The organism is Candidatus Pelagibacter sp. RS39 (assembly GCF_002101315.1).
Classification (GTDB): domain Bacteria; phylum Pseudomonadota; class Alphaproteobacteria; order Pelagibacterales; family Pelagibacteraceae; genus Pelagibacter.
Genome location: NZ_CP020777.1, coordinates 16,730 through 42,626, shown reverse-complemented (window position 1 = coordinate 42,626; position 25,897 = coordinate 16,730). Strand labels below are relative to the sequence as shown.

Sequence of the window (25,897 nt, the reverse complement as noted above, 5' to 3'; positions counted from 1 at the left end):
TCTTTTTAGTTATAACTGGCCAAAACCATAACCATTATGAAATAGATTTAAAGTGTTAAAATTGGTAAATTTACTAGCCTTTTCTAGTTATAAGTGTCAAAAATAGGGCTTTTTATGGGGAAATACAAATTAACATGGAGAGACTTAACTTGGCATGATTTCAAGACTTATCTTTTCGCCATGTTCAAAGCTTTCATTCCAAAGGGAAAAATTAGCAATTTGGATGAACTTGAAATTTTTATTCAAACAAAATCTGCCTGGGTGAGTCAGGTTACTCTTTACGGTTATCTTAAAACGAGGATGGGAACTAGGTACGTTCTTCATTTCGAAAATGATACTTTTATGGACTCAGTAAACTTGGCTAAGTGGAATATTTATTCAGTTGCTCTTCAAGATCTTACATTGTTTACATTTTCAAAATTGAAAGCGAATTTTAATTACCAAGATACAGAGAAAGCAAAGGAAATTTTTTTAAAAATTTTAGATGATGAAACTTCTAATAAGATGCCAATTGATATTATAGAAAATGCAAAAAAAAGTTTTGATGAAAGAATACAAAATATTAATTGGGATGATCATCATAATGATTTACCATTCAATCCTAGCGCTTTATCATTATACAAGTGGGCCCCAATCGCAGAAGATTTAAAAACTTTAGATCGCAAAATAGTTCTAAACTCAGTTATTTTAAAATGGGATGTTGTAAAAAAAGAATTTAATGAAAGAATAAAATTTTAGATATTTTTTCTATTTTCAACTAAACTATCGACCACACCAGGATCAGCAAGAGTAGTTGTATCACCTAATTGTCCATGTTCATTTGCTGCAATTTTTCTTAAAATTCTTCTCATGATTTTTCCAGATCTTGTTTTTGGAAGCCCCGGGGTAAAATGAATTAGATCTGGTGTTGCCAAAGGTCCTATTTGTTTTCTTACCCAAAGTTTTAATTCTCTATCCAAATCACCTGTTTCACTTTCTCCAGCGTTTAAAGTTACATAACAGTACAATCCATTTCCTTTGATATCATGAGGATATCCAACCACTGCAGCTTCAGCTACTTTAGGATGTGCAACGAATGCACTTTCAATCTCAGCAGTACCAAGATTGTGCCCCGAAACGATAATTACATCATCAACTCTACCAGTTATCCAATAGTAACCATCTTTATCTCTTTTACATCCATCTCCAGTGAAATATTTTCCATCAAATTGAGAAAAATATGTATCAATAAATCTTTGATGGTCACCGTATACCGTTCTCATCTGACCAGGCCAAGATTGAGCTATACAAAGTCTACCTTCACCCTCACCTTTTATTTCTTTACCGTCTTTATTCACTAGCACTGGTTTAATTCCGTAAAAAGGTTTTGTTGCTGATCCAGGTTTAAGCGGAATAGCTCCAGTTTGTGGTGCTATAAGAATTCCTCCTGTCTCTGTTTGCCACCATGTATCTACTATTGGACATTTTGAATTACCAACAGTTTTGTAATACCACATCCATGCCTCTGGATTTATGGGTTCACCAACAGTTCCTAGTAGTTTTAAAGATTTTCTTGAAGTTTTATTAACTGGGCCATCACCCTCTCTCATTAAGGCCCTTATGGCTGTTGGTGCCGTATAAAAAGTATTTACTTTGTATTTATCTACTATCTGCCACCATCTCGAGCTATCTGGATAATTTGGAACACCTTCAAACATAATAGTAGTAGCACCATTTGCTAACGGCCCATAAATTATATAACTATGACCTGTGACCCACCCAATATCTGCTGTGCACCAATAAATATCATTTGGTTTATAATTAAAAATATATTGATGAGTCATGGAAGCATAAACCATATATCCACCAGTAGTATGCAAAACTCCTTTCGGTTTTCCAGTTGAACCAGATGTGTAAAGAATAAACAAAGGATCTTCCGCACTCATTTCTTCAGGTTCACAATGATTTGGAACATCTTTAATTAAGTCGTGATACCAAACATCTCGACCTTGATCCCAGTACACGTAATTACCAGTTCTCTTTACTACAATACATTTTTTAACATCTGGACAATTAGATAAAGCTTCATCTGTTGTCGCTTTTAAAGGAATAGTTTTACCCCCTCTTACTCCTTCATCAGCTGTAATTATGTATTCGGATTTACAATCATTAACTCTTCCTGAAATTGATTCTGCAGAGAAACCACCAAAAATTATTGAGTGTACGGCACCTATCCTTGCACAAGCCAACATCAAGATCGCTAATTCAGGTATCATCGTCAGATAAATAGTAACACGATCACCTTTTTGTATTCCAAGTTTTTTAAGACCATTTGCAGCCTTTGAAACCTTTTGATGTAATTGTTTATAAGAAATTTTTTGAGTGTCTTTAGGATCATCTCCTACCCAAATAATTGCAGTTTTGTCTTTTTTATCTTTTAAATGACGATCAATGCAATTAGCAGATGCATTTAAAGTGCCATCTTCAAACCATTTAATTCTAACTTCGTCTTTACTATATTTAACATCTTTAATTTTTTTGTAAGGTTTTATCCAAGTAATTCTCTTTCCTTCCTTTTTCCAAAATGAATTATTATTTTTAATAGAATCAGAATATTTTTTTTGATACTGAGCTTTATTCGCTAAACTTCTTTTCACCCATTCAGGTTTAGTTTTAATAATTTGCTCATTAGATGATATTTTATCAATATTTTTCTTTTTAGATCTTTTGACAGAAGCTCTTTTTGTTTTTGAAACTCTTTTTATTTTTCTTCTTTTTTTAGAATATTTTTTTTTCTTTACCTTTTTAGCTTTTTTCTTTTTTGATTTCTTTTTTTTTGGCATATTTTTTTTTAATATTTACTCATTTTATTTAAAAGCTTCCAGCTTTTAGAGTCAATAGGCATTACAGATAATCTACTTTGTTTAATTAAAGATAAATGGCTTAAATCCTTGTTTTTTTTAATCTCATCTAAAGATACAGGATTATCAAGTTTTTTTAAAAATTTAACAGTCACTGCAACAAATCTTCCTGATTTGTCTGTTTTATCAATGTAATGCTCTTTAACAACTTCTACAATTCCAACTATTTCTTTACCAATATTTGAGTGATAAAAAAAACATTGATCACCCTTTTTCATAGTTTTTAAATTCTTAGCTGCTTGATAGTTTCTTACACCATCCCAAGGCGCACCTTTTACACCAGCTTTTCTTTGCTGATCAATTGACCAAACATCAGGTTCTGATTTAAGTAACCAATATTGCATTATAATTTTACTCCTGCTCCCTTTAAAAAATTAGCGTTTTCATCCAATGGCCATCTTGGTTTTGCTGGATAATCTAAATGATTGAATTGTTTTAATTTAAATTTTTCTAAACCTACCATTCCTATCATTGCTGCATTATCACCACAGAGTTCTATTGGAGGAAATATGCTTTCATAACTTTTTTCTTTACATAGATTAATTAACATTGATCTAATTTCTTTGTTAGCTGCAACACCACCAGCGACAACAAAAATTTTTTTTTTCAAGTTATTTTGTTTTTCGAACTCTAAAAAAGCAGTTTTTGTTTTCTTATAGAGGATTTCTATTATAGTTTTTTGAAAAGAGGCTGCTAAATCAAATTTCTCTTGTTGTGTTTTTATTTTTTTTGATATTTTTAAAACTGCTGTCTTCAAGCCTGCAAATGATAAGTTACAACCCCCTCTGTTAATAATTGGCTTTGGCAGCTCATATCTTTCAGGATTTCCTTTATCAGCAAAAACTTCAATTTTGGGTCCTCCCGGAAATTCTATTCCTAATAATTTTGCAGTTTTATCAAATGCTTCTCCTAAAGCATCATCTATAGTAGTGCCCAATCTTTTGTAATCTCCGAGCCCTTGAACATTTAAAAATTGAGAATGTCCACCTGAAATTAACAAAAATAAATACGGATAATCTAATCCTGAATTTAATCTAGGACTTAAAGCATGACCTTCTAAATGATTTACAGCAATAAATGGTTTCTTAATTAAATTTGCAAAAGTTTTACCAAAACTTAATCCAACTGATAAACAAACGACCAGTCCTGGTCCGGCAGTTGCAGCAACTGCATCTATTTCTTCTATTTTTTTTCCACTTTCATCTAAAGCCTTTTGAACGATCCAATCAATTTTTTCTAAATGGGATCTTGCAGCAAGTTCAGGAACCACTCCACCAAAATTTTTATGCACTTCCGTTTGGCTAGAAATAACATTAGAGAGAATTATTGGTATTCCTTGGTCATTTTCCGAAATTAAAGATGCTGCAGTTTCATCACAGCTGGTTTCTATTCCAAGAATTAGGGGTTTTTTATTCATTCAAATAGTTTTTAATAATTGTACAATCCCAATACAAGTAAGAAATGATTTTTTTATGAAAAAGAAAATAAGAATTGGATCTCGAGGAAGTAAACTAGCATTGTTATATGCTCAAAAAGTAAAAGAGAGAATTATTGAGATAACTGATTTGATCGATCAAGATATAAATATTGAAAAAATTTCTACTAAAGGTGATGAGATACAAGATATAAGATTATCTGATGTTGGTGGCAAAGGTTTGTTTTCAAGTAGCATTGAACAGGAACTTCAAAACAATAATATTGATATAGCTGTTCACGCGCTTAAAGACATGCCAGCAATTGAGACCAAGGGTCTTTTAACAGATACATTTCTTGAAAGAACAGATGCAAGAGAAATTATAATAATTAATGGGAAGAAAAAATTCAAAGACTTAAAACAAAATGCTGTTATTGGAACATCTTCTTATAGACGTCAATTTCAAATTAAAAAAATTAGACCAGATGTTACTTGTAAACTTATAAGAGGGAACGTTGATACTAGAATTAAAAAATTAATGGATGGTGAGTACGATGCAATAATTTTATCTTATGCTGGAGTAAAATATTTAAAATTAGAAGATAAAATTTCTGAAATCTTTTCTGTTGAGGAAATAATTCCAAGTGCAGGTCAAGGTATAATTGCTATACAGTGTAGAGAAAATGATAAAGATATAATTAGAATGTTAAAAAAAATTAATCATCAAGAGACTTATAAAAGAGCTCATGCTGAGAGAAATATTCTAAAAATTTTAGAAGGAGATTGCGAAACGGCCATCGGTATTCATTCTAAAATAGATGAAAATAGAATTACAGTCGAAGCAGAGCTTTTTTCATTAGATGGCTCACAAAGATTTTATGAAAAAAAATCTGACAGTTCAGAAAATTTTAGAGAACTTGGAAACGAAATAGGTCAAATTTTAAAAATAAAATCGAATAACTCTTATAAGAAATAAAATGCATATTTTATTAACTAGACCTCTAGAAGATTGTTCTGAAATGATCATTAAGTTTCAGTCTCTTGGTCATAAAGTTTCACATCTACCTTTATTATCTATTAAAAAAATTCTTCATGAAAAAATAAATCTTTCAGAATTTAAAGGTATTATTTTTACAAGCTCTAATGCAGTAAGATTTTTAAATTTAAATGGGTTAGATAAAAACATAAAATGTTTTTGTGTAGGAAATGCAACAGAAAAAGAAGCAAGAGGTCAAGGTTTCTCTAATACAATTGCTGCAGAAGGAAATGTTCTTAATTTAAAAGAATTAATATTACAGAATTTTGATAAGACAGAAGGTAAATTAATTTATGTAAGTGGAGAAAACATTTCAGTAGATCTTGATAATCAACTTCAAAATGAGGGATATGATATTAAAAGATTAATAAATTATGAAACTGTACATAATGAAAAATTTGATGATGATTTTATCAATAGGTTAAAACTTGATATGCCTGATATGGTTTATGTTTATTCTCAAAATAGTGCATCTAGTCTTTTAAAGTTTATAAAACTTAATCAACTTGAGGGTCTTTGGATGAGTACTAATTTGATGTGTATAGGTGAAAAAACATCAGCTAAATTAAATGAAATTAAGTGGAAAAAGATATTTCTTTTTAATCCTGGAGAAGAGGAATTTTTGTTATATAAAATTTAACTATGGAAATAATAAATAATTTTTCTGAAGTCTTTTTATCAGTATGGAATAGAGGGATATTAGGTGTAGATATTTTTCAAATACTAATTGGTATTGGAATATTTTTGATATTTTTAATATTTAGAGGATTGATTAGTAAACTTATTATTAAAAAATTAGAAATAATTTCCAAAAGAACAACTAATAAATTAGACGACACTTTTGTTTCTGCATTAATAGGACCTGCAAGATTTTTACCAATTGTCTTGGGTTTTTTTATAGCAAGTTATTACATGACTTTTTCAATAGAAGGTAGAGAAGTTGTCGACACAATAAATAGAACTTTGATAACAATTTTAATTTTTTGGGTGATACATCAAATTATCGAACCTGTGTCTTATATTTTAAGTGGACTTGATAAGCTTTTAACAAGAGAGTTGATTGGGTGGATCATTAAATCCTTAAAAATACTTATTTTTATTTTAGGTTTAGCTGCAGTTTTAGAATTGTGGGGAATAAAGATAGGACCAATTATTGCAGGTCTTGGTTTATTTGGTGTTGCAGTAGCTTTAGGTGCTCAAGATTTATTTAAAAATTTGATTTCAGGTATTTTAGTTTTAGTTGAAAAAAGATTTAAAATCGGTGATTGGATACTAGTAGAAGGGATTATAGAGGGCATTGTTGAAAAAATTGGGTTTAGATCAACAACAATCAGAAAGTTTGATAAATCACTAGCAATTATTCCTAACTTTCAATTTGCTGAAAATGCAGTTGTAAATGTAAGCGAAACTTCAAATTGGCTAATAAGTTGGATTATAACTCTTCAATATGACACAACGGTTGATCAATTAAAAACTATAAGAAATGAAATCGAGGATCACATTCAAAAAAGTGAAGACTTTAACACAAGCATAGGAATTGCTGTGAGAGTTGATAAATTTTCAGATAGTTCAATTGATATGTATGTTCGTTGTTTTACTAAATCAGATAGTTGGAATGAGTGGTTATCAGTAAAAGAGAAATTGGCAATTGAAATAAAAAAGATTGTTGAAAAAAATAAGGCATCTTTTGCATTCCCTAGTTCTTCTATTTACATAGAAAAAAAATGATAGCTATTTTTTATTTAGCTTTACAAATATTAAAGCTTTATTCTTACGTAGTAATAGCGAATGTAATTGTAAGCTGGTTAGTTGCCTTTAATGTTTTAAACACACAAAATAGACTTGTTTATTCAATTTTAGAATTAACATATCGTCTAACAGATCCTATACTTAATAAAATTAGACGTTTTTTACCTAATTTAGGATCCTTAGATATCTCACCCATTATATTACTTCTATTGATTTGGTTTATAGAAATGTGTATGAAGCTCTACATCGCACCATTGATATTTTAAAACTTATGATTTTAATCGACGGAAAAAAAGCAGCAGCTGAATTAAGAGAAGAACTCAAGCAAGAAGTGACTGAGTTAAAAAACAAATTTAATAAAGTGCCAGGTTTAACAGTTATTTTGATAGGAGATCTTACACCTAGTCAAATATATGTAAGAAATAAAGAAAAATCAGCAAAAGAGGTTGGTCTAAAGTCAGAGGTTATTAAATATCCAGACTCTGTGGAAGAAAAAGTTATTTTGGACAAGATTAATGATCTAAATAAAGATAAGAGCGTTTCAGGAATTTTAGTTCAGCTACCTCTGCCAAAACATATAGATAAACAAAAAATTATTGAGGCAATCCATCCATCCAAAGACGTTGATGGATTTCATCCTATGAATGTTGGAAACCTTTCTTCAGGTTATGAAAGTTCTGTGCCGTGCACTCCTTTAGGATGTTATCTTTTAATTAAAAAAATTGAGCCAAACCTAAGTGGAAAAAAAGCTGTTGTAGTTGGAAGATCTAATCTAAATGGAAAACCAATGACACAACTTCTTTTGAAAGAAAATTGCACGGTAACAATTACCCATTCAAAAACAAAAGATCTCAAGGCCGAATGTTTAGAAGCAGATATTATTATTGCAGCAGTCGGTATTCCTGAGCTTGTAAAAGGAGATTGGGTTAAAAAAGATACAATTGTAATTGATGTTGGAATTAATAAAACCGATAAAGGTATTGTTGGTGATGTTGCTTTTGATGAAGTTTCAAAAAATGCCAAAGCTTTAACACCTGTTCCAGGTGGAGTAGGTCCAATGACAATCGCTTGTTTATTAAAAAATACTGTAGAGTGTTTCAAAAGATCGCAACTTTAACATTATAATCCACATAATTTTTTTGTTAGTTTAGGTTGTGAAAAAACCAAAGTATCCATATAGAATTGCCATTCTATTATTAATCTTAACAGTTCCTCCAATAGGAGCCACTCAATTAGGCTGGTATTTACATGATCAACAAACAGGGTTTGATTATGGTATGATAGTAGGTACATTTTCAGTAATATATGCAGCGTGGCTTATGTATGAAAAAAATTGGAGAGAAGAGGATGATGATTAAGTAATGGAAAAATTAATTTTCTTTGGACTAGTAATCCCTATTTTATTTTTTGTTTTGTACTTAGGCACAAGAGCTGTCATGAGTGGCGTTAGTGCAAAACAAGCCAATCGAGACAACAAAGATGGGAAAGAAATAGACGAAAATGTTGAAGAGTCAAACACTGATAAATCTTTAAGTGAGGAGTTAGAAAAACTTAATGCGTTAAGAGAAAGTGGTGTATTAACTCAAGAGGAATTTGAAAAAGCAAAAAATAAATTATTAAACAATTAAATTAAGTTGATCTTGTTAAAAGTAATAAAGTTGCCCCAATTATAAATATTAGAATTCCTAGAATCTCTACAAAAGTTATCTTCTCTTTAAAAAAATATTTTGAGGATATGTAACTAAAGAATATTTCGATTTGACCGACAGCTCTGACAAAAGATGCTTGAATTAAAGTGAAAGCAAAAAACCAGGATAATGTAGCTAGAAATCCAGCTAATCCTGTTAAGCAGATTTCAAATTTATTATCATAAAATTTTTTGAATTCTGCCTTTTCAAAAATAATAAGATAAGCACTGACAATTAATGTTTGAATTACTAAAGCAAAGAAAACGGTTGTGAGCGCTTTATCAAAATTAGAGGAAAAATTTTCAAGTGTTAGTGCTGCAGCCCTAAAATAGACAACACTCAGACCCAATAAAAGACCTGCACCTAATCCAATAAGAGTTACTTTTGAAAAAAAATTTTTAAAAAATAATTTATAATCTTTTAAGGAAATAATAATTACCCCAAGTGTTGCAATTATTATCCCAAAAACACCAAGTAAATTTAGTTTATCTTTCAATATGATATATTCAAAAATAGCAATTTGAATAACTTCAGTTTTACTAAGCGAAGTACCGACAACAAAATTTGAAAATCTAAAAAGATATAATAGCGTAATTGTAAATGTAACTTGTAAAATAGAACCTAAAAAAGTAAAAAAAATGAAGTTAGTTTGATTTAAAATATCTGAAACAACATTTAAATCATGAAAAAGAAAAAATAATATACACGCAAAAGGTAAAGCAAAAGCAAATCTTACATATGCTGAGGCAATCAATGATAAATTCTTATTTAATTTTTTTTGTAAAGAGGTTCTTAGATTTTGAAAAAAAGCTGCTAAAATTGTAAATACGACCCAATTCATAATTTTGTCTAGATATAATCTTTTAGTCTAATTAAGTGATTACTTATATCTAAAAAAATTAATTTTTCTCCATTAGCCAGAGAGCGTCTTCCCCTAAAAAGTAAATTTTTCCATTATTTGGATGTACTTGTATATCTCTTATTCTTCCAATTTTATTTTTAAATATGATATCCTCTTTTACATTTGATAAGTCATCAAATATTAATTTTCTCAAAGATTTGTCTTTAAGTGAGGTAATCAAAGCATGTCCATTCCATTCACTAAACTCTTCACCCTTATAAATAGTTATTGCACTTGTTGCTATGGATGGAACCCAATATTGTATCGCTTTTGTAAATCCAGGTTTCCATTTGGGGCCGATAGGAATACCTGAATAGTTTGTTCCTCCCCAACCTAAAATTTTCCATCCATAATTTTCGCCTTTTTTTGCTTCACCAAACCAATCCCCACCTCTTGCTCCATGATTACTCATATAAATTTTTCCATCAAACGGAGATAAAGTAAGACCTTGAGGATTTCTAATACCTATTTGATAAATTTCAGGCAACCAATCTGATTTACCCTGAAATTTTGGATTATCTCTCGGAATACTTCCATCAACATTTATTCTGATTACACTGCCAGGATGTTTTGTGGGATCTTGAGCAATCATTCCTTGGCCTCTTTCACCAGCAGAGGCAAATAGATAATTACCTTTGATCGCTAATCTTGACCCAAAGTGATATCCTGAATCAATAGGCGGGTCCGCTTGAAAAATATTTTTAAATATTAAATCTTTTTTATTAAATTTTGATTTTGCTATTGAGGTACTAGTTTTCCAATTTCCTCTATTTTCGGTATAAGCAATATAGACAAAATCATCTTTAAAAAGAATATCCAATAAACCACCCTGTCCATGCTCTAAATAATTAAGATTGTGATTTAATGAAGAAATTTTATTTGTATTTAGATCTATTAATTTAATTTCCCCACTTTTTTCAGTGATTAATAATTCTGTGTCACTAATAAAAGTAGACCCCCATGGACCTTTTAAATTTACAATCTTTTTAAAGTTTAAATTTTCTGCGAATGAATAACTTATACAAAATATAAACAAAAAAATTGTAACAAGTGATCTTTTCACCTTAAGAAAGTTTTGATCTACCACCATCTACAGCAATGATTTGACCTGTAACCCAAGAACTGTCATCAGTAATAAGAAATTTTGCAAGCGAGGCAGAGTCTTTACCTTCACCTAATCTTTTTAAAGGATGAGCTTTGGCTATTCCATCTGCTAGTGCTTTATTTTTTAACATTGGCTCAGCGATTTTTGAGTTAGTCAAACTAGGCGCAATACAGTTTACTCTTATATTAGGAGCAAATTCTGCAGCTAAAGAAACTGTTAGACCCTCAACAGCAGCTTTTGTAGATGCTATTATTGCATGATTTGTAAAACCTCTTTGAGCGGCAACTGTGGAAAATAAAACTACCGAACCTTTATTTTTTTTTAAATTATCTTGGTAGCCTTTTATAACCTCAACTGCTGAATATAGATTTAGTTTCATACACTTATTAAAATCTTGTTCACTAACCATTCTTAAAGGTTTCAAATCAATTGAACCCACACAATATGCGATGCCTTTTACATCAGAAATATCATTTTTAACCTTATCTACAAATCCATCTTGCAAAACGTCAGCTATTGTAAATGCACAACCTAATTTTTCAGAAACATTTTTAGTTTCACTTTCACTTCTACCAACTAAATGAACTAAATTTCCTGAGTTTACTAATTGTTCAGCCAAACTAGAACCGATTGATCCTGTCGCACCAAAAATAAGATATTTTTCTGACATAAAAAATTTTATTAGTTATATTTAAATATGAAGTTATTTTTTATACTGGGTAATCAATTATTTCCATCAAAATACTTGGACCGCTTCAAAAAAGACCACCTATTTTTTATGGCTGAAGACTACCAGTTATGCACTTATGAAAAACATCATAAAAATAAAATACTTCTTTTCTTATCATCAATGCGTTCGCATGCAGAAACTCTTAAAAAAGATAAGTTTAAATTAGAGTACTTTAGAATTGAGGATAAAGAATTTAAAGACGACTATTTAAAGAAATTAAAAAAAGTAATTACTTCAAAAAAAATAAAAGAAATTTCAAGTTTTGAGATTGAGGACAAATTTTTTGAAAAAAAAATTAATCAATTTCTTAAAAAAGAAAAAATAAAATGGAATGTTGTTCAAACTCCAATGTTTTTAAATTCAAGAGAAGAATTCAAACAATATTTATCTAAATCAAAAAAACCTTTCATGGCAACTTTTTATAAAGATGTCAGAAAAAAATCAGGGATATTAATGGGTTCAGATGGAAACCCAGTTGGAGGTAAATGGAGTTTTGATGAAGATAATAGAAATAAGTTACCAAAAGATATTTCTATTCCAAAGTTTCCTAAAATTAATGAAACAAATCATACAAAAAAATTGAAACCTATTATTGAAAAATTATTTAAAGATCATCCAGGAACAACCAAAAATTTTTGGTTTGCTACAGAGTATGATGATGTAGTCAAATTATTGAATTTTTTCATTAGAGAAAAATCTAATTTATTTGGCGATTACGAAGACGCAGTTGATCAAAAAGATAATATTTTGTTTCACAGCGCTTTAAGTCCATATATTAACCTTGGTCTAATTACACCTGAATTTATAATCAAAAAAGTTTTAGATTTCCATAAGAGTAAAAAAATCAGATTAAATTCTTTAGAAGGCTATGTTCGTCAGGTTATAGGATGGAGAGAATTTATGAGAGGAATTTACCAAAGTTACTCAAATGAAATGGAAACTGGAAACTTTTTTAGACAAAATCGTAAAATGAAAAAGTCGTGGTACGAGGGAACAACAGGTTTACCCCCATTAGATTACGCAATCAATAATGCATTAAATTATGGATGGTCCCATCACATCGAAAGATTAATGATTTTATCAAACATAATGAATCTTTGTGAGATCAAACCTGTGATTGTTTACAAATGGTTTATGGAGATGTTTGTAGACTCCTCTGATTGGGTTATGGTTCCAAATGTCTATGGCATGGGATTATTTAGTGATGGTGGAATTTTTGCAACCAAACCATATATTTGTGGATCAAGTTATTTTATGAAAATGATGGATTTTAAAAAAGGAGAGTGGTGTAACACGATGGATGGACTTTACTGGAGATTTATTGATCGTAATAGAAAGTTTTTTTTAAAAAATCCAAGACTTTCAATGATGGTTAGAATTTTTGATAAAATGAAAGTTGAAAGAAAAAAAATGATTTTAACTGCAGCTAATAAATTTATTAAACAAAATACAATTTAGTGAAAAAAGAGAATCTTCCTTCTAAAATTTGTCCTGTTTGTAAAAGACCTTTTGTTTGGAGAAAAAAATGGAGATTGAATTGGGATAGAGTTAAATATTGTTCTAAGAAGTGTTCTAAGTTAAGTTAATTTAATTGAATATTATTATTTTACAACATATCAAAATTGAAGATCCAGGTTATATTAAGGATCTTATGTTGGATGATGGTTTAAATCTTACAACAATCGAACTTGATGAAGGTGAAAAAATTCCAAATGATTTAACAAAGTTTGATGGAATGTTTTGCATGGGTGGACCTATGGATACTTACATGGAAAAAGAGTATCCTTGGCTAGTTGAAGAAAAAAAAAGAATTAAAGAATTTGTAATAAATCTAAAAAAACCTTATTTAGGTTTCTGTCTAGGCTGTCAGTTATTAGGAGAAGTAGTTGGCGGCAAAGTAGTAAAATCCAATCCAGCCGAGATTGGAATAATGGATATAAATTTTACTGATAATAAAAAAGAAGACAGTCTATTTTCTAAATTTCCAGATAATATCAAAAGTTTACAATGGCATTCTTATGAGGTCCAAGGAATTGATAAAGATCCTGATATTACTTTACTAGCATCATCTCCAGTAACCAAGTATCAAATCTTCAAATATCAACATCATGCTTATGGCATCCAATTTCATATAGAGATAAAAGATACAACAGTTAATGAATGGGGCTGTGTACCAGAATATAAAAAGGCACTTGAGGATCAACTTGGTAATGATGCATTAGAGAAATTTGATCAATCCGCTAAAAATAATATGAGAGATATGAATAATTATTCAAAAATTTTATACAACAATTTTAAGACACTCTTATGAGCAAAAAAAGAAAAAAAGTGAAAAAGAAAAATCCAATGGCCAAACTATTAAGTTCACCAATGTTAAGAAATAAAATAGTAAAAAATAAAAAAAAAATTTATAATAGAAAAAAATTCAAGCTAGGGAATGAATAAAAAGTATGAATAATAAAATTTTTGAATGGGCGGGAGTTATAACCGCAATCTTATATTCATTATTTGTAGCTATGAATATCGGAATAGAGTTTTTTGGTTTTTGTTTATTACTTATATCTGCAATTTTAATTGGAATTTGGGCTTATAGAGGTGGTCATAGAGGAATATTATTTTTACAATTTTTTTATGCGACAGCTGGAATTATTGGAATGTTTAGGTGGTTTTAATTAAAAGTTGTAATTATTTTAGGAATAAAATTTTTAAAATTAAAAAAACCTTTATTACAATATTGCCAAGAATATTGGTCGAGTTTTCTATATAAAAAATCTAATTCTAAATTATTTGAATTTAAATAATCCAGGTTTTCACCAACAGTTGGATATAAGGCAATAACTTTTTCATTTATATTTTTAATTTCACTTATATCTACTATTTCACAATTAATAGAATTATTTTCTAACCTTTGTTTTTGATCCATAATTAAAAGAGATTTAAATTTGATAACTTTTTCGCTTAGTTTGATAGATCTATTTTCATTTTTATTTGTGATTATATAAATTTTTTCAAATTTGTTATTTTGAAAATCAGTAGTTTCAAACGATAGATTATTTTCAAAAATCAAAAGATTTTTATCTTCTATATTTTTACTACTAAAATCATTTTTAACTATAGAGTAAGATTTTTCAGAAACTTTTGGAGGAGCGTTTTCGTTTAATTTAATATTATTAAACCTGTTGTTAGTGAATTTTTTAATATTCCACTCACTTGCTAAATAGTGTTTTCCCTGTGTTTGAATTCCAGCCACCCACCTCCAGCCGAGAGTATTAGATGCAGAGTCACCATCATAAAGATGCTGCATAAAAAGTTCCGCTCCTAATTGCCAAGGTAATTCTAAAGTGAAAATCCAAATACTAGCAAACCACATTCTAGTATGATTATGTAAATAATTATTTTCTCTAAGTTCTTTTATCCAGTAATTAAAGCATTCAATATCAGTTTTTCCATTAATTGCACTTTTGTAATTTTGGTTATCCTTATACTCTTCTCGAATTTTATCTAACTCTACCAAGTAATCTGTCCAAACGTTAGGTCGTAATTCTAACCAACCCTTCCAATATGTTCGCCACAAAACTTCTTGTATAAATTTTTCATTTTTTGAAAAAGAAAATTTGCTAAGTGATTTTTCAATTACCTCTTTTTCGTTGATTACCCCATGGGTGATATATGGAGATAAACCAGATATATTTGTTCTGTTTTCTGGACCAAAATCAAAATTTCTTAATTTGGAATATTCAGAAAGATTTTTTTCTACAAAATTATTTAATTTATTTAAGGCCGCAGCCTTAGAGGCTTCAAATTTCATTTCGATTTATTTTGATTTTTTTTTCTTTAGACCGAGTTTGTCGCTATGTCTTAATCTTAAAATAACAATTGCACCGGCAATTAGAACTATAGCAATAGCTTCATAAACTAATGCTGTTGGATCCATTTCCTTACCTTGAAGAATAATAAATCGTGCTAAAGCAGTAATTGCAATCAATAACGGAAGTGTAATACTTATTGATTGTTGATTCCAAAAAACTCTTACCATTGCCAGTACTTCTAGGTAAAGAAACATCAACAATAAATCTGCTAGAGTAACAGATCTATTTTGAAACATTTTGTACATTTCTATACCAACTGCAATAACGGTACTTATCAATATGATAACCATTAAAACAAGTTGTAAATTTTTTGCTATTTTTTCCATTATTTATCTTTACTAAAAGGCAACCATTTTTCAAATACTGATTTTGAAGAGCCATCATATGGAATTGAATAAGAATACGGATTTGGACTTGTTAGTACCTCAATTCCTTTTGAAAAAACAAATATAAATACGATTACAAAAACAAGCACCATTATTTTAAAAGGGTCAAAATTTTTTGTTTTAAAAACACTAGCTGAGTTTTCTTCCGCTCTATGAAAATGCTTAAAAGTCATATACACGGCAAAGATTAAACCAATATGAGCTAAAAAAAGTCCAGTCCAACCAAAAACAAAAGTTGTGTATGAGAAAACATATAAACTAAAAACTGTGGTCCAAATAAAGCTTAAAACTAATAAGATTTGTAACCTTACAGTTTTAGGAAGAGAACGTAGATCGTTTTTGCTATCATCAAACAAAATATTTGCGGTGTCTCTCATCCAATTTTTAAGTGATTCCATGATTCTAAGATATAACTAAAAATAATTTTAACAAACTATAAATTGTCCTAAAACTTATCAATATTGCAGTTTTTTCTTATGATAATTAATAAATCTTTCAACATTAGATTTATTAAATGTTTTATTTTCTTCAAAAGAAACTTTTTTCATTGAGTATGCATTACTTTTTGTAATTCTAGATTGAATAGTAATATTCCCTTTATATAGTTTAAGTTTTATTGACCCATTTACTTTATTTCTTTTCTGGTCAATTATTTTTTGTAATTTAAATCTTTCTTTAGAGTACCAATAACCATTGTAAATTAATTCAGCGTATCTAGGCATGATGGAGTCTTTTTTGTGCATTGTGTCTTTATCTAAAGTTACTGACTCAATAGCTCTATGGGCGTGAATTAAAAGTGTACCGCCTGGCGTTTCATAAACTCCTCTAGATTTTATTCCAAGAAATCTGTTTTCAACTAGGTCAACTCTCCCTACACCATTTTTTCCAGCAATTAAATTTAATTTAGTAAGAATTTTTTCAGGATTTAATTTTTTTCCATTAATTCCAACAGGATCACCATTTTTAAAATTGATTGAAATAAAAGTTGGTTTATTGGGTGCTTTTTCAGGAGCAGTTGTTCTTTGGAAAATAAATTCTGGAGCTGAATTTTTTGGATTTTCTAAAATTTTACCTTCAGTTGAGGTATGAAATAAATTATCATCAACAGAAAAAGGCGGTGCACCTTTCTTATCTTTTGGAATGGGTATTCCATGTTTTTTTGCATAATTTATTAAATCTCTTCTGGATTTTAATTTCCAAATTCTCCAAGGAGCAACAATTTTTATCTTTGGGCCAAAATAATGATAGCCTAACTCAAATCTTACCTGATCATTACCTTTTCCAGTCGCTCCATGAGATACTGCGTATGCTTTAAATTTTTTTGCTACTCTTATCTGGTCTTTAGCGATTAATGGTCTTGCTATGGAAGTTCCTAATAAATAAACTCCCTCATAAATCGCATTACCTCGTATCATGGGAAAAACGTAATCTTTTACAAAAAGATTTTTTAAATCTTTAATTATGATCTTTTTAACACCAAATTTTTTAGCATTATTGATTATTTTTTTTCGATTAATCTCTTGGCCTATATCAGCAGTGTAACAAATGACTTCTGCATTATAATTTTCTTGAAGCCATTTTAGAATTATAGATGTATCTAAGCCACCTGAATAAGCTAAGACAATTCTTTTTTTTGATTTCATTAATTAACTGCAAGCTTTTTTTGCAGAATTATAGGCCTTTGTGAATCCTAATAATGAATAATGATCTATGGTTTGTGAACCTTTTTCATTATAACCAGTAACCATAATTCTTGATCCTTTTTTCATAACTTTAACCATTATGTTTTCTTTTTTATTACTTGTCATCCAAGCAAAACCCTGTTGTTTAATATCAAATTTAAATTTGTTATTTCCTGAAGTTGCTAAAACAGTATTATTTTTGTTAAATTCATATCCAGCAGTCGCACTTATCTCATTAGAAATTTTTTCACTCGGTCTGAAAGTAACAAATAATCTAGCATCTCTCTTATTTGTTTTTGGTGCTTGTAAAACAGGGGTAGACTGAGCAAAACAAACTTTACCAGAACTTTCTTGTAATACTAATGTTTCCCAATCTTTGAATTTACCAACTTTTTTTATATCAGCTAAACTAATTGTAGTTGGAATGATTAAAAATAAAAAAGTGAAGATAAATTTTTTAATTATGGACATGGATTAGGATATTTCTGTTGAATTTTATTAATATCATTTATTATATCGCTGTTTAAATTTACATTTACACTTTCTATATTTGTTTTCAACTGTTCCATTGTCGTTGCTCCTATTATAACACTTGTTGTGAAATGTTGAATTTCACAGAATTTTAAAGACATTTGAGTAAAATCTAAATTATATTTTTTTGAAATTTTGTAGTATTCATCAATGGCTTTTTGACCATTTTCATTTTTATATCTGTTAAAATCTTTAAACAATTGCATTCTAGATTTTGCTGGTAATTTATTATTTCTATATTTTCCTGTTAGATATCCAAACGCCAATGGAGAGTAAGCTAATAATCCACTTTGTTCTCTTATGGAAATTTCCGCTAAACCAATCTCATACGTTCGATTTAGTAAGTTGTAAGGATTTTGAACAGACATCATTTTTGGAAGCCCTTTTATTTTTGAGAGTTCAAGAAATTTTGATAAACCCCAAGCAGTTTCATTAGACAAACCTACATATCTAATTTTACCTTGTTCAATAAATTTTTTTAAACTTTCTAAAATTTCTTCAAAAGGTGTCCAGTCTTTATCATTTTCGTCATGTTCATAACCGTAATCACCAAAAAAATTTGTACTTCTTTCAGGCCAATGAAGTTGATATAAATCAATATAGTCTGTTTTTAATCTTCTTAAGCTTTCATCTAATGCTTCTGTAATTTTTTTTTTACCAAAACTATTTCCACCACCTCTAATATATTTGTTCGACGTATTTCCACAAACTTTAGTAGCAAGAACAACATCATTTCTTTTTTTTGTTTTTTGAAACCAATTACCAATTATTTTTTCAGTTTCCCCATAGGTTTCTTCTCTCATTGGAATTGAATATATTTCAGCTGTATCCCAAAAATTTACTCCTTGGTTCAAAGCAAAATCCATTTGTTCAAAACCTTCTCTCTCTGTATTTTGTTCACCCCAGGTCATTGTACCGAGACAAATTGTACTTACATCTAGATCAGTATTTCCTAATTTTTTGTAATTCATCAGTGTTTCACAACATTAGTCATTTATTGTTTTTTTGATATCTTGAATAATTAACAAAAGATTATATATGTTATCTCATGGAATTTAATAAAAAAGGTATTTTAGGTAGAGCGAAAGAAGCTGCCCAACAATCAACAGCAGTAACAGATGAAGGCTTAAGAGCCTACATGTTAAAAGTCTATAACTACATGGCAACAGGAATTCTTATGACAGGGATAATTGCTCTTATAACTTTCAAAATGTCAGTTGTGACTGATAGCTCAGGATCTATAGTTGGACTAACTCAAGTGGGTAACGCAATTTATATGTCAGGGTTAAAATGGCTGGTAATGTTAGCTCCGCTTGGGATCGTGTTTTACATGAGCTTTGGCATAAATAAAATGAGTGCAGCTAAAGCACAAACAACTTTTTGGATTTTTGCAGCATTGATGGGTCTGTCTCTTTCATCGATTTTATTAGTTTATACTGGGATGAGTATCACAAGAGTATTTTTCATTTGCTCTGCTACATTTGGAGCGATGAGTATATATGGATACACAACTAAAAGAGATTTAACAAAATTAGGATCTTTTTTAATGATGGGTTTAATTGGAATTATAATCGCATCTATTGTTAACATATTTATGAAGTCTTCGATGATGTATTTCGTAATTTCTATTTTAGGAGTTTTAATTTTTGTAGGACTAACAGCTTACGACACTCAAAAAATTAAAAACATGTATGCTGCCAGCGACACAGGAGAGTTAATGGGTAAAAAAGCTGTAATGGGTGCATTAACGCTTTATTTAGACTTTATTAATTTATTTATCATGTTGCTTAGACTTTTTGGTCAAAGAAGATAATTTAAAGTTTTTTCCAATTAATATTTTTCAATAGATTATTTAAATCAGACGAATTTCTAAATATTTTTCCATTAGCATCGGTAATTAAGTATTTAAGATTTTTATTTTTTGGCTTAAAATTTTTGCAAATCTTATACAGAGCATTTTCTGTAGTATTTTTAAAAACACTAAAACCAACTTGTTTGCTTGAGATATTAAGTCCATAGTCTTTCCATGATCCTTCAGAGACCATTTTAGCGTATAAGTCTAAAATAATTTTAAGTTCATTTTTTTCAAAAAAATGTTTTTCTTCAATATTCTTTTTATTAACATTATCAATTATTAGACGTAAATTATTATTCATTTGTTTTATACTTATTTATTAAACCTATTTGAAAAGCAGTGAATATAAATGTAATTGGTAATAGTCCCCATACTTTAAAATTTACCCAAAATTCTTCAGATTGAGTTCGCCAAACTATTTCGTTAAGAATCGCAAGACCAAAAAAGAAATATATCCATCTTTTATTTAATATTTCCCATCCTTCATCAGTGAGCGAGACAGAGTTTCCCATTAATTTTTTTAAAACAGGTTCATTTGTGAAGTACCTCCCAAATATCAAAGCGAATGCAAAAAGAATATTTATAATTGTTGGTTTGACATAAATAAAAACTGGATTATCAAAGTAAATTGTTAAGCCACCAAATAAAGTGATTAAAACTCCACTTAACAAAGGAATTTTTGGTATTTTTTTTTCTAAAAACCAAACAATAGCTAATGCAATTATTGTCGCAATAATAAATGGAGGAATTGCAATTTTTAAGTCTTTTCCACTATCGTAGTAGTAGTAAAAAAAAATTACTAGAGGTCCAAAATCTGTTAAAAACTTTAAAAAAGATTTGTTCACAAACGAGATATTAACATAAATAATATTTTCATAAAAACTTTTAATTTTTCTTATTGATTTTTGTTTTTAAATACCCATACTAAACACGATGGCAATTCAAAAAGCTAAATTTTCAATTGGAGATATAGTAAAACATAAACACTTCGACTTTAGAGGTGTAATTTATGATGTTGATTTTGAATTTAATAATTCAGAAGAATGGTATCAATCGATTCCAAAAAATGTAAGACCAAGAAAAGATCAGCCTTTTTATCATCTGTTAGCTGAAAATGATGAAATCACATACGAGGCATACGTTTCAGAGCAAAATCTTTTAGTTGATGATTCAGATGAGCCAATAAAACATCCTTTAATTGAAGAAATTTTTTCTGGGAAAAAGGGATCTAGCTATTTCAAGCTATCTAATTAAATAAACCACTTTTTTAACACATTTAGTTCAAACCTTTGACACAGCAATTTGCTTTTATGAGGCTAATTCTGATCAAGGGTGCTACTTATTTACCCTTCGTTATTATCTCCCTCTGGCATTCTTGATCAGGCAGTTTTTTCATAATAAATATAATCTCATAAATGTTTAAATATTTTGAACCAAATAAAATTTTTTCAATAACGTCGAAAGCACCTAAATATGTGTTATTTTTATTTATCGTCATTCTCTCGATAGGATTAACAGAGGCATTAATATTATCTCCTGAGGATTATAAGCAGAGTGACACTGTCAGAATTATGTATGTTCATGTTCCAGCAGCTTGGATTTCGCTTGGAATTTTTTCCACTATTACTTTCTTGTCCATAGTTGGGTACATTTTTAAATTTAGAAATTTTTTTTTAATTGCAAAAAGTTTGGCACCTTCTGGATTAGTATTTAATATAATAGCTCTGGTGACTGGTTCGATATGGGGTAAACCTACATGGGGTACATGGTGGGCATGGGATGCAAGAATAACTTCAATGTTAATATTAGCACTTTTTTATTTAATGTATCTTGTTGCATGGAGAATTTTTGAAGATAATGACAAAGTATTTAAAGTCACATCAATTATTACGATTTTGGGAATAATTAATGTTCCTATAATTAAGTATTCTGTAGATTGGTGGAATACATTGCATCAACCAGCTTCAATCAACATACTTTCGAAGTCGTCAATTCACATATCAATGCTCTTTCCTTTATTGACAATGACTGCGGCATTTGCCCTATTTTCTCTACTGATTTTTTTAATGAAATATAATACAGAACTGATAAAAATTAAGAATAAAGGGTTAGATAGATTATGATTGAAAGTTTATTTTTTATGAATGGATTTGGACTGTATGTTTGGTTAGCATTCACATTTACTCTAGTAAGTTTTTTGACACTTTTTTTGGTCATCAAAATTCAATACAACAAAGAAAAAAATAAATTCATAGCAAAATTTGGGTCTTTAAATTCTGAGAAGGCAGCTTTTGCAAAATCTCAAAGTATAAATAAAGAAATTTTGTCAAACACTTCAAACATTTAACTTTTGAAACATGTATGGGCGAAAAGTTAAATTAAGATTTTTTTTCGTATTATTAATATTAGCAACATTAGCGTTATCAGTTTTTTTATTAATTAAGTCTCTAGAGGAAAATGTTATTTTTTTTAAGTCTCCAACTGAAATTAAAACTTTAAGTGAAATTAGCAAAAAAAAAATTAGAATAGGTGGGATGGTTAAAAAAGACTCTATAACTATAATTTCAAAAGAAATAAAATTTATTGTGACAGATTTTAAAAACGAGATAAATGTTATTTATTCTGGGGTTGTGCCAAATCTTTTTGCGGAGGAAAAAGGTGTTGTTGCTGAGGGATATTTAAAAGATAAAAATTTTTTTTTAGCTACAAAAATTTTGGCTAAACATGATGAAAATTATATGCCACCAGAAGTTAAGGCTGCATTAGAGGAGAAATAAATTTGGCGAGTTTGATAGGTTCTTATTCATTAAGTTTTGGGCTTTTTTTATCAGTTTTTATTATTTTTTTTTCAGTTAGAAATTTAAGAAATACTGAAATTTTAGATAAAAGAATAATATCTTTTACATTTACCCAATTTTTTTTTGTAGTCCTAAGTTTTTTTGGATTAATTATTTCTTTTATTAACTCAGATTTTAGTAACGAAACTGTTTTTAATCACTCTCATACGACCAAGCCATTATTTTATAAAATCTCAGGAACTTGGGGTAATCATGAGGGTAGTTTGTTGTTATGGTTGCTAGTATTAACTTTGTTTATTTCAATTTTTTTAATCAAATCTAGTCAGCAGCCAAAAAATTACAGAATTTTAACTTTATTATTTCAACAAATAATAATTATAGGTTTTTTTATTTTTTTAATTAAAACTTCAAGTCCATTTAATTATATTTTTCCAACACCAAATGAAGGTTTAGGTCTGAACCCAATTTTACAAGATCCTGCTTTAGCAATACATCCACCAATTTTATATTTGGGTTATGTCGGTTCTTCGATAATTTTCTCATCTGCTCTTGCTGCCATGGTTACATCACATGTATCAAAAGAATGGGCAAAGCATATTAAACAATGGGTTTTAGCATCTTGGGTTTTTCTAACACTAGGAATTTTGCTTGGATCTATTTGGGCATATTATGAGTTAGGCTGGGGAGGTTTTTGGTTTTGGGATCCGGTTGAAAATGTATCTTTAATGCCATGGTTTGCATTAACAACTCTACTTCACTGTATCTTAGTCTTAGAGAAGAAGAAAATTTTAACTTCATGGGCCATGATACTGTCAATTGCAACTTTTGCCTTAAGTATGAGTGGTACTTTTTTAGTAAGATCTGGAATTTTGAATTCAGTTCACACATTTGCCAATGATCCAGAGAGGGGATTGTTTATTCTAATTTTTCTTTTTACACTTATCTTTTTATCTATTTTTATTTTCATTTTTTTTCATTCAGGAAAAGAAAAAATAGAAAATAATTTTTTTTGGCTGAGTAAAGAGACATCTATTTTGATTAATAATTGGTTTATGATGTATTTTTTATCAGTAGTTTTAATAGGAACGATTTATCCAATATTTTTAGAAGTTATAACTGCAAATAAAATATCTGTTGGACCACCTTTTTATAATAAACTCATATTGCCTTTCTTAATTCCATTTTTAATAGCTATGGCAATTGGGCCAAATCTTAATTGGGTTAAATCAGATTTTAAAGATAAGTTTTATATGATGGTATTTTTGACAATATCATTTTTATTATCAGCATTAATAATTAAACAATTTGATATAAAATTCCTAGTTAACACCATTTTAGTTACATCTGCTTTTTTTTTATTTTTTTCTACTTCGAGAGAATTTTTTGTCAAAAGATTTAAAAATTTATCTCAGAACATTGCTCATTTTGGTTTCAGCTTACTAATTTTAAGTGTTTTATTTAACAATATTTTTTCTAATGAGGTAATTACCAATTTAAAAATTGGTGAAACATTTAAGACTGAAAAATTTACAATTAATTTTGAAAATATTGATCAAGAGGATGAAAAAAATTTTAAAGCAATCATAGGCAAATTTAATATCCAATATTTGGATGGATCATCAGATATCCTCAATCCTGAGTTAAGAATATATAATCAACCAAATATAATCACGAGTGAAGCTGATATTAAAACGAACTTATTCACTGATAAATTCATAACAATGAATTATGTTCAGAATCAAGAATATTTTAATATCAGATATCAAGTTAAACCTTTTATGATCTGGATATGGATTTCAGTATTATTGATAACTTTTGGAGGTTCTTTAAGTCTTTTCAACAAAAGATATGAAATCTAAATTTATTCCACTAATCTTAATTCTAATTTTTATAATAACTTTTGTAATTTTTTATAAAGGTTTAAAAAATCCAAATATTTATACTCCGAACACCAATCTAGAAAAAGAAGTTCCATCTTTTGAATTAAAATCTTTTGAGAACGATTCTAATATCATCTCAGAAAAAATTTTTGAAAATAATGATTATTATTTTATGAACATTTGGGCATCATGGTGCATCCCCTGTAAAGTGGAACATGAATTTTTGATGAAATTAAAAAATAATGAAAAAATTAAATTAATAGGATTAAACTATAAAGATAATTTTAAAAATGCCTCAAGTTTTTTAAACGATTTGGGAAACCCTTATGATTTAATTGTTTCAGATGGGGATGGTACAGCGTCAATAGAATGGGGAGCTTATGGGGTTCCAGAAAGTTTTTTAATATATCAAAGTAAAATTATAAAAAGATTTATTGGACCAATTAACAACGAAGATTTATTAGAAATCCAGAAATTAATTAGATGAAATTTATTTATATATTCTTGATTGTAATTAATATTTTAAATTTTAATTTATTAAAAGCAGATGAAATTAAGACTGAAAATGAAATAGCGAAAAATTTGAGATGTTTAATTTGTCAGGGTCAATCAGTGCATGACTCAGATTCAGAATTTGCAATAAGTCTTAAGTTGGTAATTAAAGATAAAATCCAACAAGGAATGAGTGAGGAAGAAATATATAGTTTTTTAAAAATGAAATACGGAGAATGGATATTGTATGATCCAGTTTTTAATAAAAATACCTACTTTTTATGGCTGTTGCCTATCTTGATATTCTTAGTAGGTGGTGCAATAATCATCAAAAAGTTTTATTATAAAAAATAATTTTAATTAAATATTATGATTTTAAAAAATTTTTTTTTGATCTTGTTAATTTTGACTTTACCCTCAAAATTGTTCGGGGATACTGATATCGATGATAACAACCATCAATTTAATTTATACCTTGGAAATTTTGATTTTAGTGATGATAAGCAAAAAGCAACATTGCTAGGTTTCCAGCACCAAAATGAAAATTTAAATAGAAATACATTTTTAGGAAATATTTCGCCAGTTACTGGAGGATTCATAACTGAAAATTCTGCTGCATACATTTACACAGGCGTGGAATGGAATATGGACATGGGACCATTTTTTTTCACACCAAGCTTTACACCAGGGCTTTATCATGAAGGAGATGGAAAAGATCTTGGACATGTTCTCGAATTTAAGTCAGAATTACAGCTTTCTTACAAAACAACAGATACAACTAATTTTGCCGTATCATATAATCATGTGTCTAATGCAAGTTTAGGGGATAAAAATCCTGGGGCAAATAGTTATATGTTTAATTTCCTCAAAAAGTTTTAAGT

At 28.9% G+C, this 25,897-nt stretch carries 36 protein-coding genes; 22 read left to right on the top strand and 14 right to left on the bottom strand.

All coding sequences use genetic code 11. The features are described 5' to 3' along the window. The first annotated feature begins 114 nt into the window (after positions 1 to 114). Positions 115 to 738, top strand: coding sequence for an esterase (locus B5L73_RS00255; RefSeq protein WP_085146638.1), 624 nt, complete (start codon positions 115 to 117; stop codon positions 736 to 738). Here the strand turns inward: B5L73_RS00255 and acs are convergent. From acs to tsaD, 3 genes are read right to left on the bottom strand one after another with little or no spacing between them, the layout of a single operon-like run. After that, positions 735 to 2,822 (bottom strand): acetate--CoA ligase, encoded by a 2,088-nt coding sequence (gene acs, locus B5L73_RS00250; RefSeq protein ID WP_085146636.1) that lies wholly within the window; start codon positions 2,820 to 2,822, stop codon positions 735 to 737. The genes B5L73_RS00255 and acs overlap by 4 nt on opposite strands. Positions 2,823 to 2,830: 8 nt before the next feature. Next, positions 2,831 to 3,244: an EVE domain-containing protein gene (locus B5L73_RS00245; protein WP_085146634.1), complete on the bottom strand. Its 414-nt coding sequence runs from the start codon at positions 3,242 to 3,244 to the stop codon at positions 2,831 to 2,833. Further along, on the bottom strand, positions 3,244 to 4,317 hold the full coding sequence (gene tsaD, locus B5L73_RS00240) for a tRNA (adenosine(37)-N6)-threonylcarbamoyltransferase complex transferase subunit TsaD (RefSeq protein WP_085146632.1): 1,074 nt from the start codon (positions 4,315 to 4,317) through the stop codon (positions 3,244 to 3,246). The genes B5L73_RS00245 and tsaD overlap by 1 nt, the downstream gene beginning before the upstream one ends. 55 nt (positions 4,318 to 4,372) lie before the next feature. Between tsaD and hemC the strand changes: the two genes are divergently transcribed. The 7 genes from hemC to B5L73_RS00205 are packed head-to-tail and all read left to right on the top strand — an operon-like array spanning position 4,373 to position 8,727. Continuing rightward, entirely contained in the window at positions 4,373 to 5,290 is a 918-nt protein-coding gene (hemC, locus tag B5L73_RS00235) for a hydroxymethylbilane synthase (RefSeq protein WP_085146630.1), read from the top strand. Position 5,291: 1 nt separating this feature from the next. Beyond that, the gene (locus tag B5L73_RS00230; protein WP_085146628.1) at positions 5,292 to 5,990 is read left to right on the top strand and encodes a uroporphyrinogen-III synthase; all 699 of its coding nucleotides are present in this window, start codon (positions 5,292 to 5,294) and stop codon (positions 5,988 to 5,990) included. A gap of 2 nt (positions 5,991 to 5,992) precedes the next feature. Then, positions 5,993 to 7,078, top strand: coding sequence for a mechanosensitive ion channel family protein (locus tag B5L73_RS00225; protein ID WP_085146626.1), 1,086 nt, complete (start codon positions 5,993 to 5,995; stop codon positions 7,076 to 7,078). After that, positions 7,075 to 7,365 (top strand): YggT family protein, encoded by a 291-nt coding sequence (locus B5L73_RS00220; protein WP_085146624.1) that lies wholly within the window; start codon positions 7,075 to 7,077, stop codon positions 7,363 to 7,365. Before B5L73_RS00225 ends, B5L73_RS00220 begins: the two co-directional genes overlap by 4 nt. Positions 7,366 to 7,370: 5 nt before the next feature. After that, positions 7,371 to 8,216: a bifunctional 5,10-methylenetetrahydrofolate dehydrogenase/5,10-methenyltetrahydrofolate cyclohydrolase gene (locus B5L73_RS00215; protein WP_085146620.1), complete on the top strand. Its 846-nt coding sequence runs from the start codon at positions 7,371 to 7,373 to the stop codon at positions 8,214 to 8,216. Positions 8,217 to 8,253: 37 nt separating this feature from the next. Beyond that, a complete protein-coding gene (locus tag B5L73_RS00210) occupies positions 8,254 to 8,457 on the top strand; it encodes a hypothetical protein (RefSeq protein WP_085146618.1) in 204 nt (67 codons plus the stop codon). A gap of 3 nt (positions 8,458 to 8,460) precedes the next feature. Continuing rightward, positions 8,461 to 8,727, top strand: coding sequence for an SHOCT domain-containing protein (locus tag B5L73_RS00205; RefSeq protein ID WP_085146616.1), 267 nt, complete (start codon positions 8,461 to 8,463; stop codon positions 8,725 to 8,727). 1 nt (position 8,728) lies between these two features. Here the strand turns inward: B5L73_RS00205 and B5L73_RS00200 are convergent, their stop codons facing one another. The 3 genes from B5L73_RS00200 to B5L73_RS00190 are packed head-to-tail and all read right to left on the bottom strand — an operon-like array spanning position 8,729 to position 11,463. After that, positions 8,729 to 9,628: an EamA family transporter gene (locus B5L73_RS00200; protein WP_085146613.1), complete on the bottom strand. Its 900-nt coding sequence runs from the start codon at positions 9,626 to 9,628 to the stop codon at positions 8,729 to 8,731. A 58-nt stretch (positions 9,629 to 9,686) separates the two neighbouring features. Next, positions 9,687 to 10,778, bottom strand: a complete 1,092-nt coding sequence (locus tag B5L73_RS00195) for a PQQ-dependent sugar dehydrogenase (protein ID WP_085146611.1) — start codon at positions 10,776 to 10,778, stop codon at positions 9,687 to 9,689. Beyond that, complete coding sequence (locus B5L73_RS00190; protein ID WP_085146609.1) at positions 10,753 to 11,463, bottom strand: SDR family NAD(P)-dependent oxidoreductase; 711 nt, start codon at positions 11,461 to 11,463, stop codon at positions 10,753 to 10,755. Before B5L73_RS00190 ends, B5L73_RS00195 begins: the two co-directional genes overlap by 26 nt. A 27-nt stretch (positions 11,464 to 11,490) precedes the next feature. Between B5L73_RS00190 and B5L73_RS00185 the strand changes: the two genes are divergently transcribed. From B5L73_RS00185 to B5L73_RS00170, 5 genes are read left to right on the top strand one after another with little or no spacing between them, the layout of a single operon-like run. After that, entirely contained in the window at positions 11,491 to 12,981 is a 1,491-nt protein-coding gene (locus tag B5L73_RS00185; RefSeq protein WP_085146607.1) for a cryptochrome/photolyase family protein, read from the top strand. Continuing rightward, positions 12,981 to 13,109, top strand: a complete 129-nt coding sequence (locus B5L73_RS06510; RefSeq protein ID WP_085146605.1) for a DUF2256 domain-containing protein — start codon at positions 12,981 to 12,983, stop codon at positions 13,107 to 13,109. The genes B5L73_RS00185 and B5L73_RS06510 overlap by 1 nt, the downstream gene beginning before the upstream one ends. A gap of 5 nt (positions 13,110 to 13,114) precedes the next feature. Continuing rightward, positions 13,115 to 13,834 (top strand): type 1 glutamine amidotransferase, encoded by a 720-nt coding sequence (locus B5L73_RS00175; protein WP_085146603.1) that lies wholly within the window; start codon positions 13,115 to 13,117, stop codon positions 13,832 to 13,834. Further along, a complete protein-coding gene (locus B5L73_RS06450; RefSeq protein ID WP_198150118.1) occupies positions 13,831 to 13,968 on the top strand; it encodes a hypothetical protein in 138 nt (45 codons plus the stop codon). The genes B5L73_RS00175 and B5L73_RS06450 overlap by 4 nt, the downstream gene beginning before the upstream one ends. 5 nt (positions 13,969 to 13,973) lie before the next feature. Beyond that, positions 13,974 to 14,195 carry a hypothetical protein gene (locus B5L73_RS00170; RefSeq protein ID WP_075519603.1) on the top strand — a complete coding sequence of 74 codons (222 nt, stop codon included), beginning with the start codon at positions 13,974 to 13,976 and terminating at the stop codon, positions 14,193 to 14,195. On the opposite strand, the gene B5L73_RS00165 is transcribed toward B5L73_RS00170, so the two are convergent. Genes B5L73_RS00165 through B5L73_RS00140 form a run of 6 tightly spaced genes read right to left on the bottom strand, consistent with a single transcriptional unit; the run spans position 14,192 to position 18,962 of the window. Next, the gene (locus B5L73_RS00165) at positions 14,192 to 15,331 is read right to left on the bottom strand and encodes an FAD-binding domain-containing protein (RefSeq protein WP_085146601.1); all 1,140 of its coding nucleotides are present in this window, start codon (positions 15,329 to 15,331) and stop codon (positions 14,192 to 14,194) included. The genes B5L73_RS00170 and B5L73_RS00165 overlap by 4 nt on opposite strands. Before the next feature lie 6 nt (positions 15,332 to 15,337). Further along, positions 15,338 to 15,718 (bottom strand): phosphate-starvation-inducible protein PsiE, encoded by a 381-nt coding sequence (locus tag B5L73_RS00160; RefSeq protein WP_085146599.1) that lies wholly within the window; start codon positions 15,716 to 15,718, stop codon positions 15,338 to 15,340. Further along, the gene (locus B5L73_RS00155) at positions 15,718 to 16,176 is read right to left on the bottom strand and encodes a UbiA family prenyltransferase (protein WP_085146597.1); all 459 of its coding nucleotides are present in this window, start codon (positions 16,174 to 16,176) and stop codon (positions 15,718 to 15,720) included. The genes B5L73_RS00160 and B5L73_RS00155 overlap by 1 nt, the downstream gene beginning before the upstream one ends. Before the next feature lie 57 nt (positions 16,177 to 16,233). Continuing rightward, positions 16,234 to 17,421 carry an argininosuccinate synthase gene (locus tag B5L73_RS00150; protein WP_085146594.1) on the bottom strand — a complete coding sequence of 396 codons (1,188 nt, stop codon included), beginning with the start codon at positions 17,419 to 17,421 and terminating at the stop codon, positions 16,234 to 16,236. Between the two features lie 3 nt (positions 17,422 to 17,424). After that, positions 17,425 to 17,931: an invasion associated locus B family protein gene (locus tag B5L73_RS00145; RefSeq protein ID WP_085146592.1), complete on the bottom strand. Its 507-nt coding sequence runs from the start codon at positions 17,929 to 17,931 to the stop codon at positions 17,425 to 17,427. Continuing rightward, complete coding sequence (locus B5L73_RS00140; protein ID WP_085146590.1) at positions 17,922 to 18,962, bottom strand: aldo/keto reductase; 1,041 nt, start codon at positions 18,960 to 18,962, stop codon at positions 17,922 to 17,924. The genes B5L73_RS00145 and B5L73_RS00140 overlap by 10 nt, the downstream gene beginning before the upstream one ends. A gap of 77 nt (positions 18,963 to 19,039) precedes the next feature. Here B5L73_RS00140 and B5L73_RS00135 point away from each other — a divergent pair, with 77 nt between their 5' ends. Beyond that, positions 19,040 to 19,804 (top strand): Bax inhibitor-1/YccA family protein, encoded by a 765-nt coding sequence (locus B5L73_RS00135; RefSeq protein ID WP_085146588.1) that lies wholly within the window; start codon positions 19,040 to 19,042, stop codon positions 19,802 to 19,804. Position 19,805: 1 nt separating this feature from the next. On the opposite strand, the gene B5L73_RS00130 is transcribed toward B5L73_RS00135, so the two are convergent. Then, positions 19,806 to 20,147 (bottom strand): DUF2794 domain-containing protein, encoded by a 342-nt coding sequence (locus tag B5L73_RS00130; protein WP_085146586.1) that lies wholly within the window; start codon positions 20,145 to 20,147, stop codon positions 19,806 to 19,808. After that, complete coding sequence (locus tag B5L73_RS00125; protein WP_085146584.1) at positions 20,140 to 20,691, bottom strand: septation protein A; 552 nt, start codon at positions 20,689 to 20,691, stop codon at positions 20,140 to 20,142. The genes B5L73_RS00130 and B5L73_RS00125 overlap by 8 nt, the downstream gene beginning before the upstream one ends. 88 nt (positions 20,692 to 20,779) lie before the next feature. Between B5L73_RS00125 and hspQ the strand changes: the two genes are divergently transcribed. From hspQ to B5L73_RS00085, 8 genes are all read left to right on the top strand, one after another. Continuing rightward, a complete protein-coding gene (gene hspQ / locus B5L73_RS00120) occupies positions 20,780 to 21,100 on the top strand; it encodes a heat shock protein HspQ (protein ID WP_085146582.1) in 321 nt (106 codons plus the stop codon). Positions 21,101 to 21,261: 161 nt separating this feature from the next. Then, positions 21,262 to 21,969, top strand: coding sequence for a heme ABC transporter permease CcmC (gene ccmC / locus B5L73_RS00115; RefSeq protein WP_085146578.1), 708 nt, complete (start codon positions 21,262 to 21,264; stop codon positions 21,967 to 21,969). Then, the gene (locus B5L73_RS00110; protein WP_085146576.1) at positions 21,966 to 22,193 is read left to right on the top strand and encodes a heme exporter protein CcmD; all 228 of its coding nucleotides are present in this window, start codon (positions 21,966 to 21,968) and stop codon (positions 22,191 to 22,193) included. Before ccmC ends, B5L73_RS00110 begins: the two co-directional genes overlap by 4 nt. A gap of 10 nt (positions 22,194 to 22,203) precedes the next feature. Then, positions 22,204 to 22,623, top strand: coding sequence for a cytochrome c maturation protein CcmE (ccmE, locus tag B5L73_RS00105; protein ID WP_085146574.1), 420 nt, complete (start codon positions 22,204 to 22,206; stop codon positions 22,621 to 22,623). Positions 22,624 to 22,625: 2 nt separating this feature from the next. Then, positions 22,626 to 24,503, top strand: coding sequence for a heme lyase CcmF/NrfE family subunit (locus B5L73_RS00100; RefSeq protein ID WP_085146572.1), 1,878 nt, complete (start codon positions 22,626 to 22,628; stop codon positions 24,501 to 24,503). Continuing rightward, on the top strand, positions 24,493 to 25,011 hold the full coding sequence (locus tag B5L73_RS00095) for a DsbE family thiol:disulfide interchange protein (RefSeq protein ID WP_085146570.1): 519 nt from the start codon (positions 24,493 to 24,495) through the stop codon (positions 25,009 to 25,011). Before B5L73_RS00100 ends, B5L73_RS00095 begins: the two co-directional genes overlap by 11 nt. Further along, positions 25,008 to 25,370 (top strand): cytochrome c-type biogenesis protein, encoded by a 363-nt coding sequence (locus tag B5L73_RS00090; protein ID WP_085146568.1) that lies wholly within the window; start codon positions 25,008 to 25,010, stop codon positions 25,368 to 25,370. The genes B5L73_RS00095 and B5L73_RS00090 overlap by 4 nt, the downstream gene beginning before the upstream one ends. A gap of 15 nt (positions 25,371 to 25,385) precedes the next feature. Further along, the gene (locus B5L73_RS00085; RefSeq protein ID WP_085146566.1) at positions 25,386 to 25,895 is read left to right on the top strand and encodes an acyloxyacyl hydrolase; all 510 of its coding nucleotides are present in this window, start codon (positions 25,386 to 25,388) and stop codon (positions 25,893 to 25,895) included. The last annotated feature ends 2 nt before the right edge of the window (positions 25,896 to 25,897 follow it).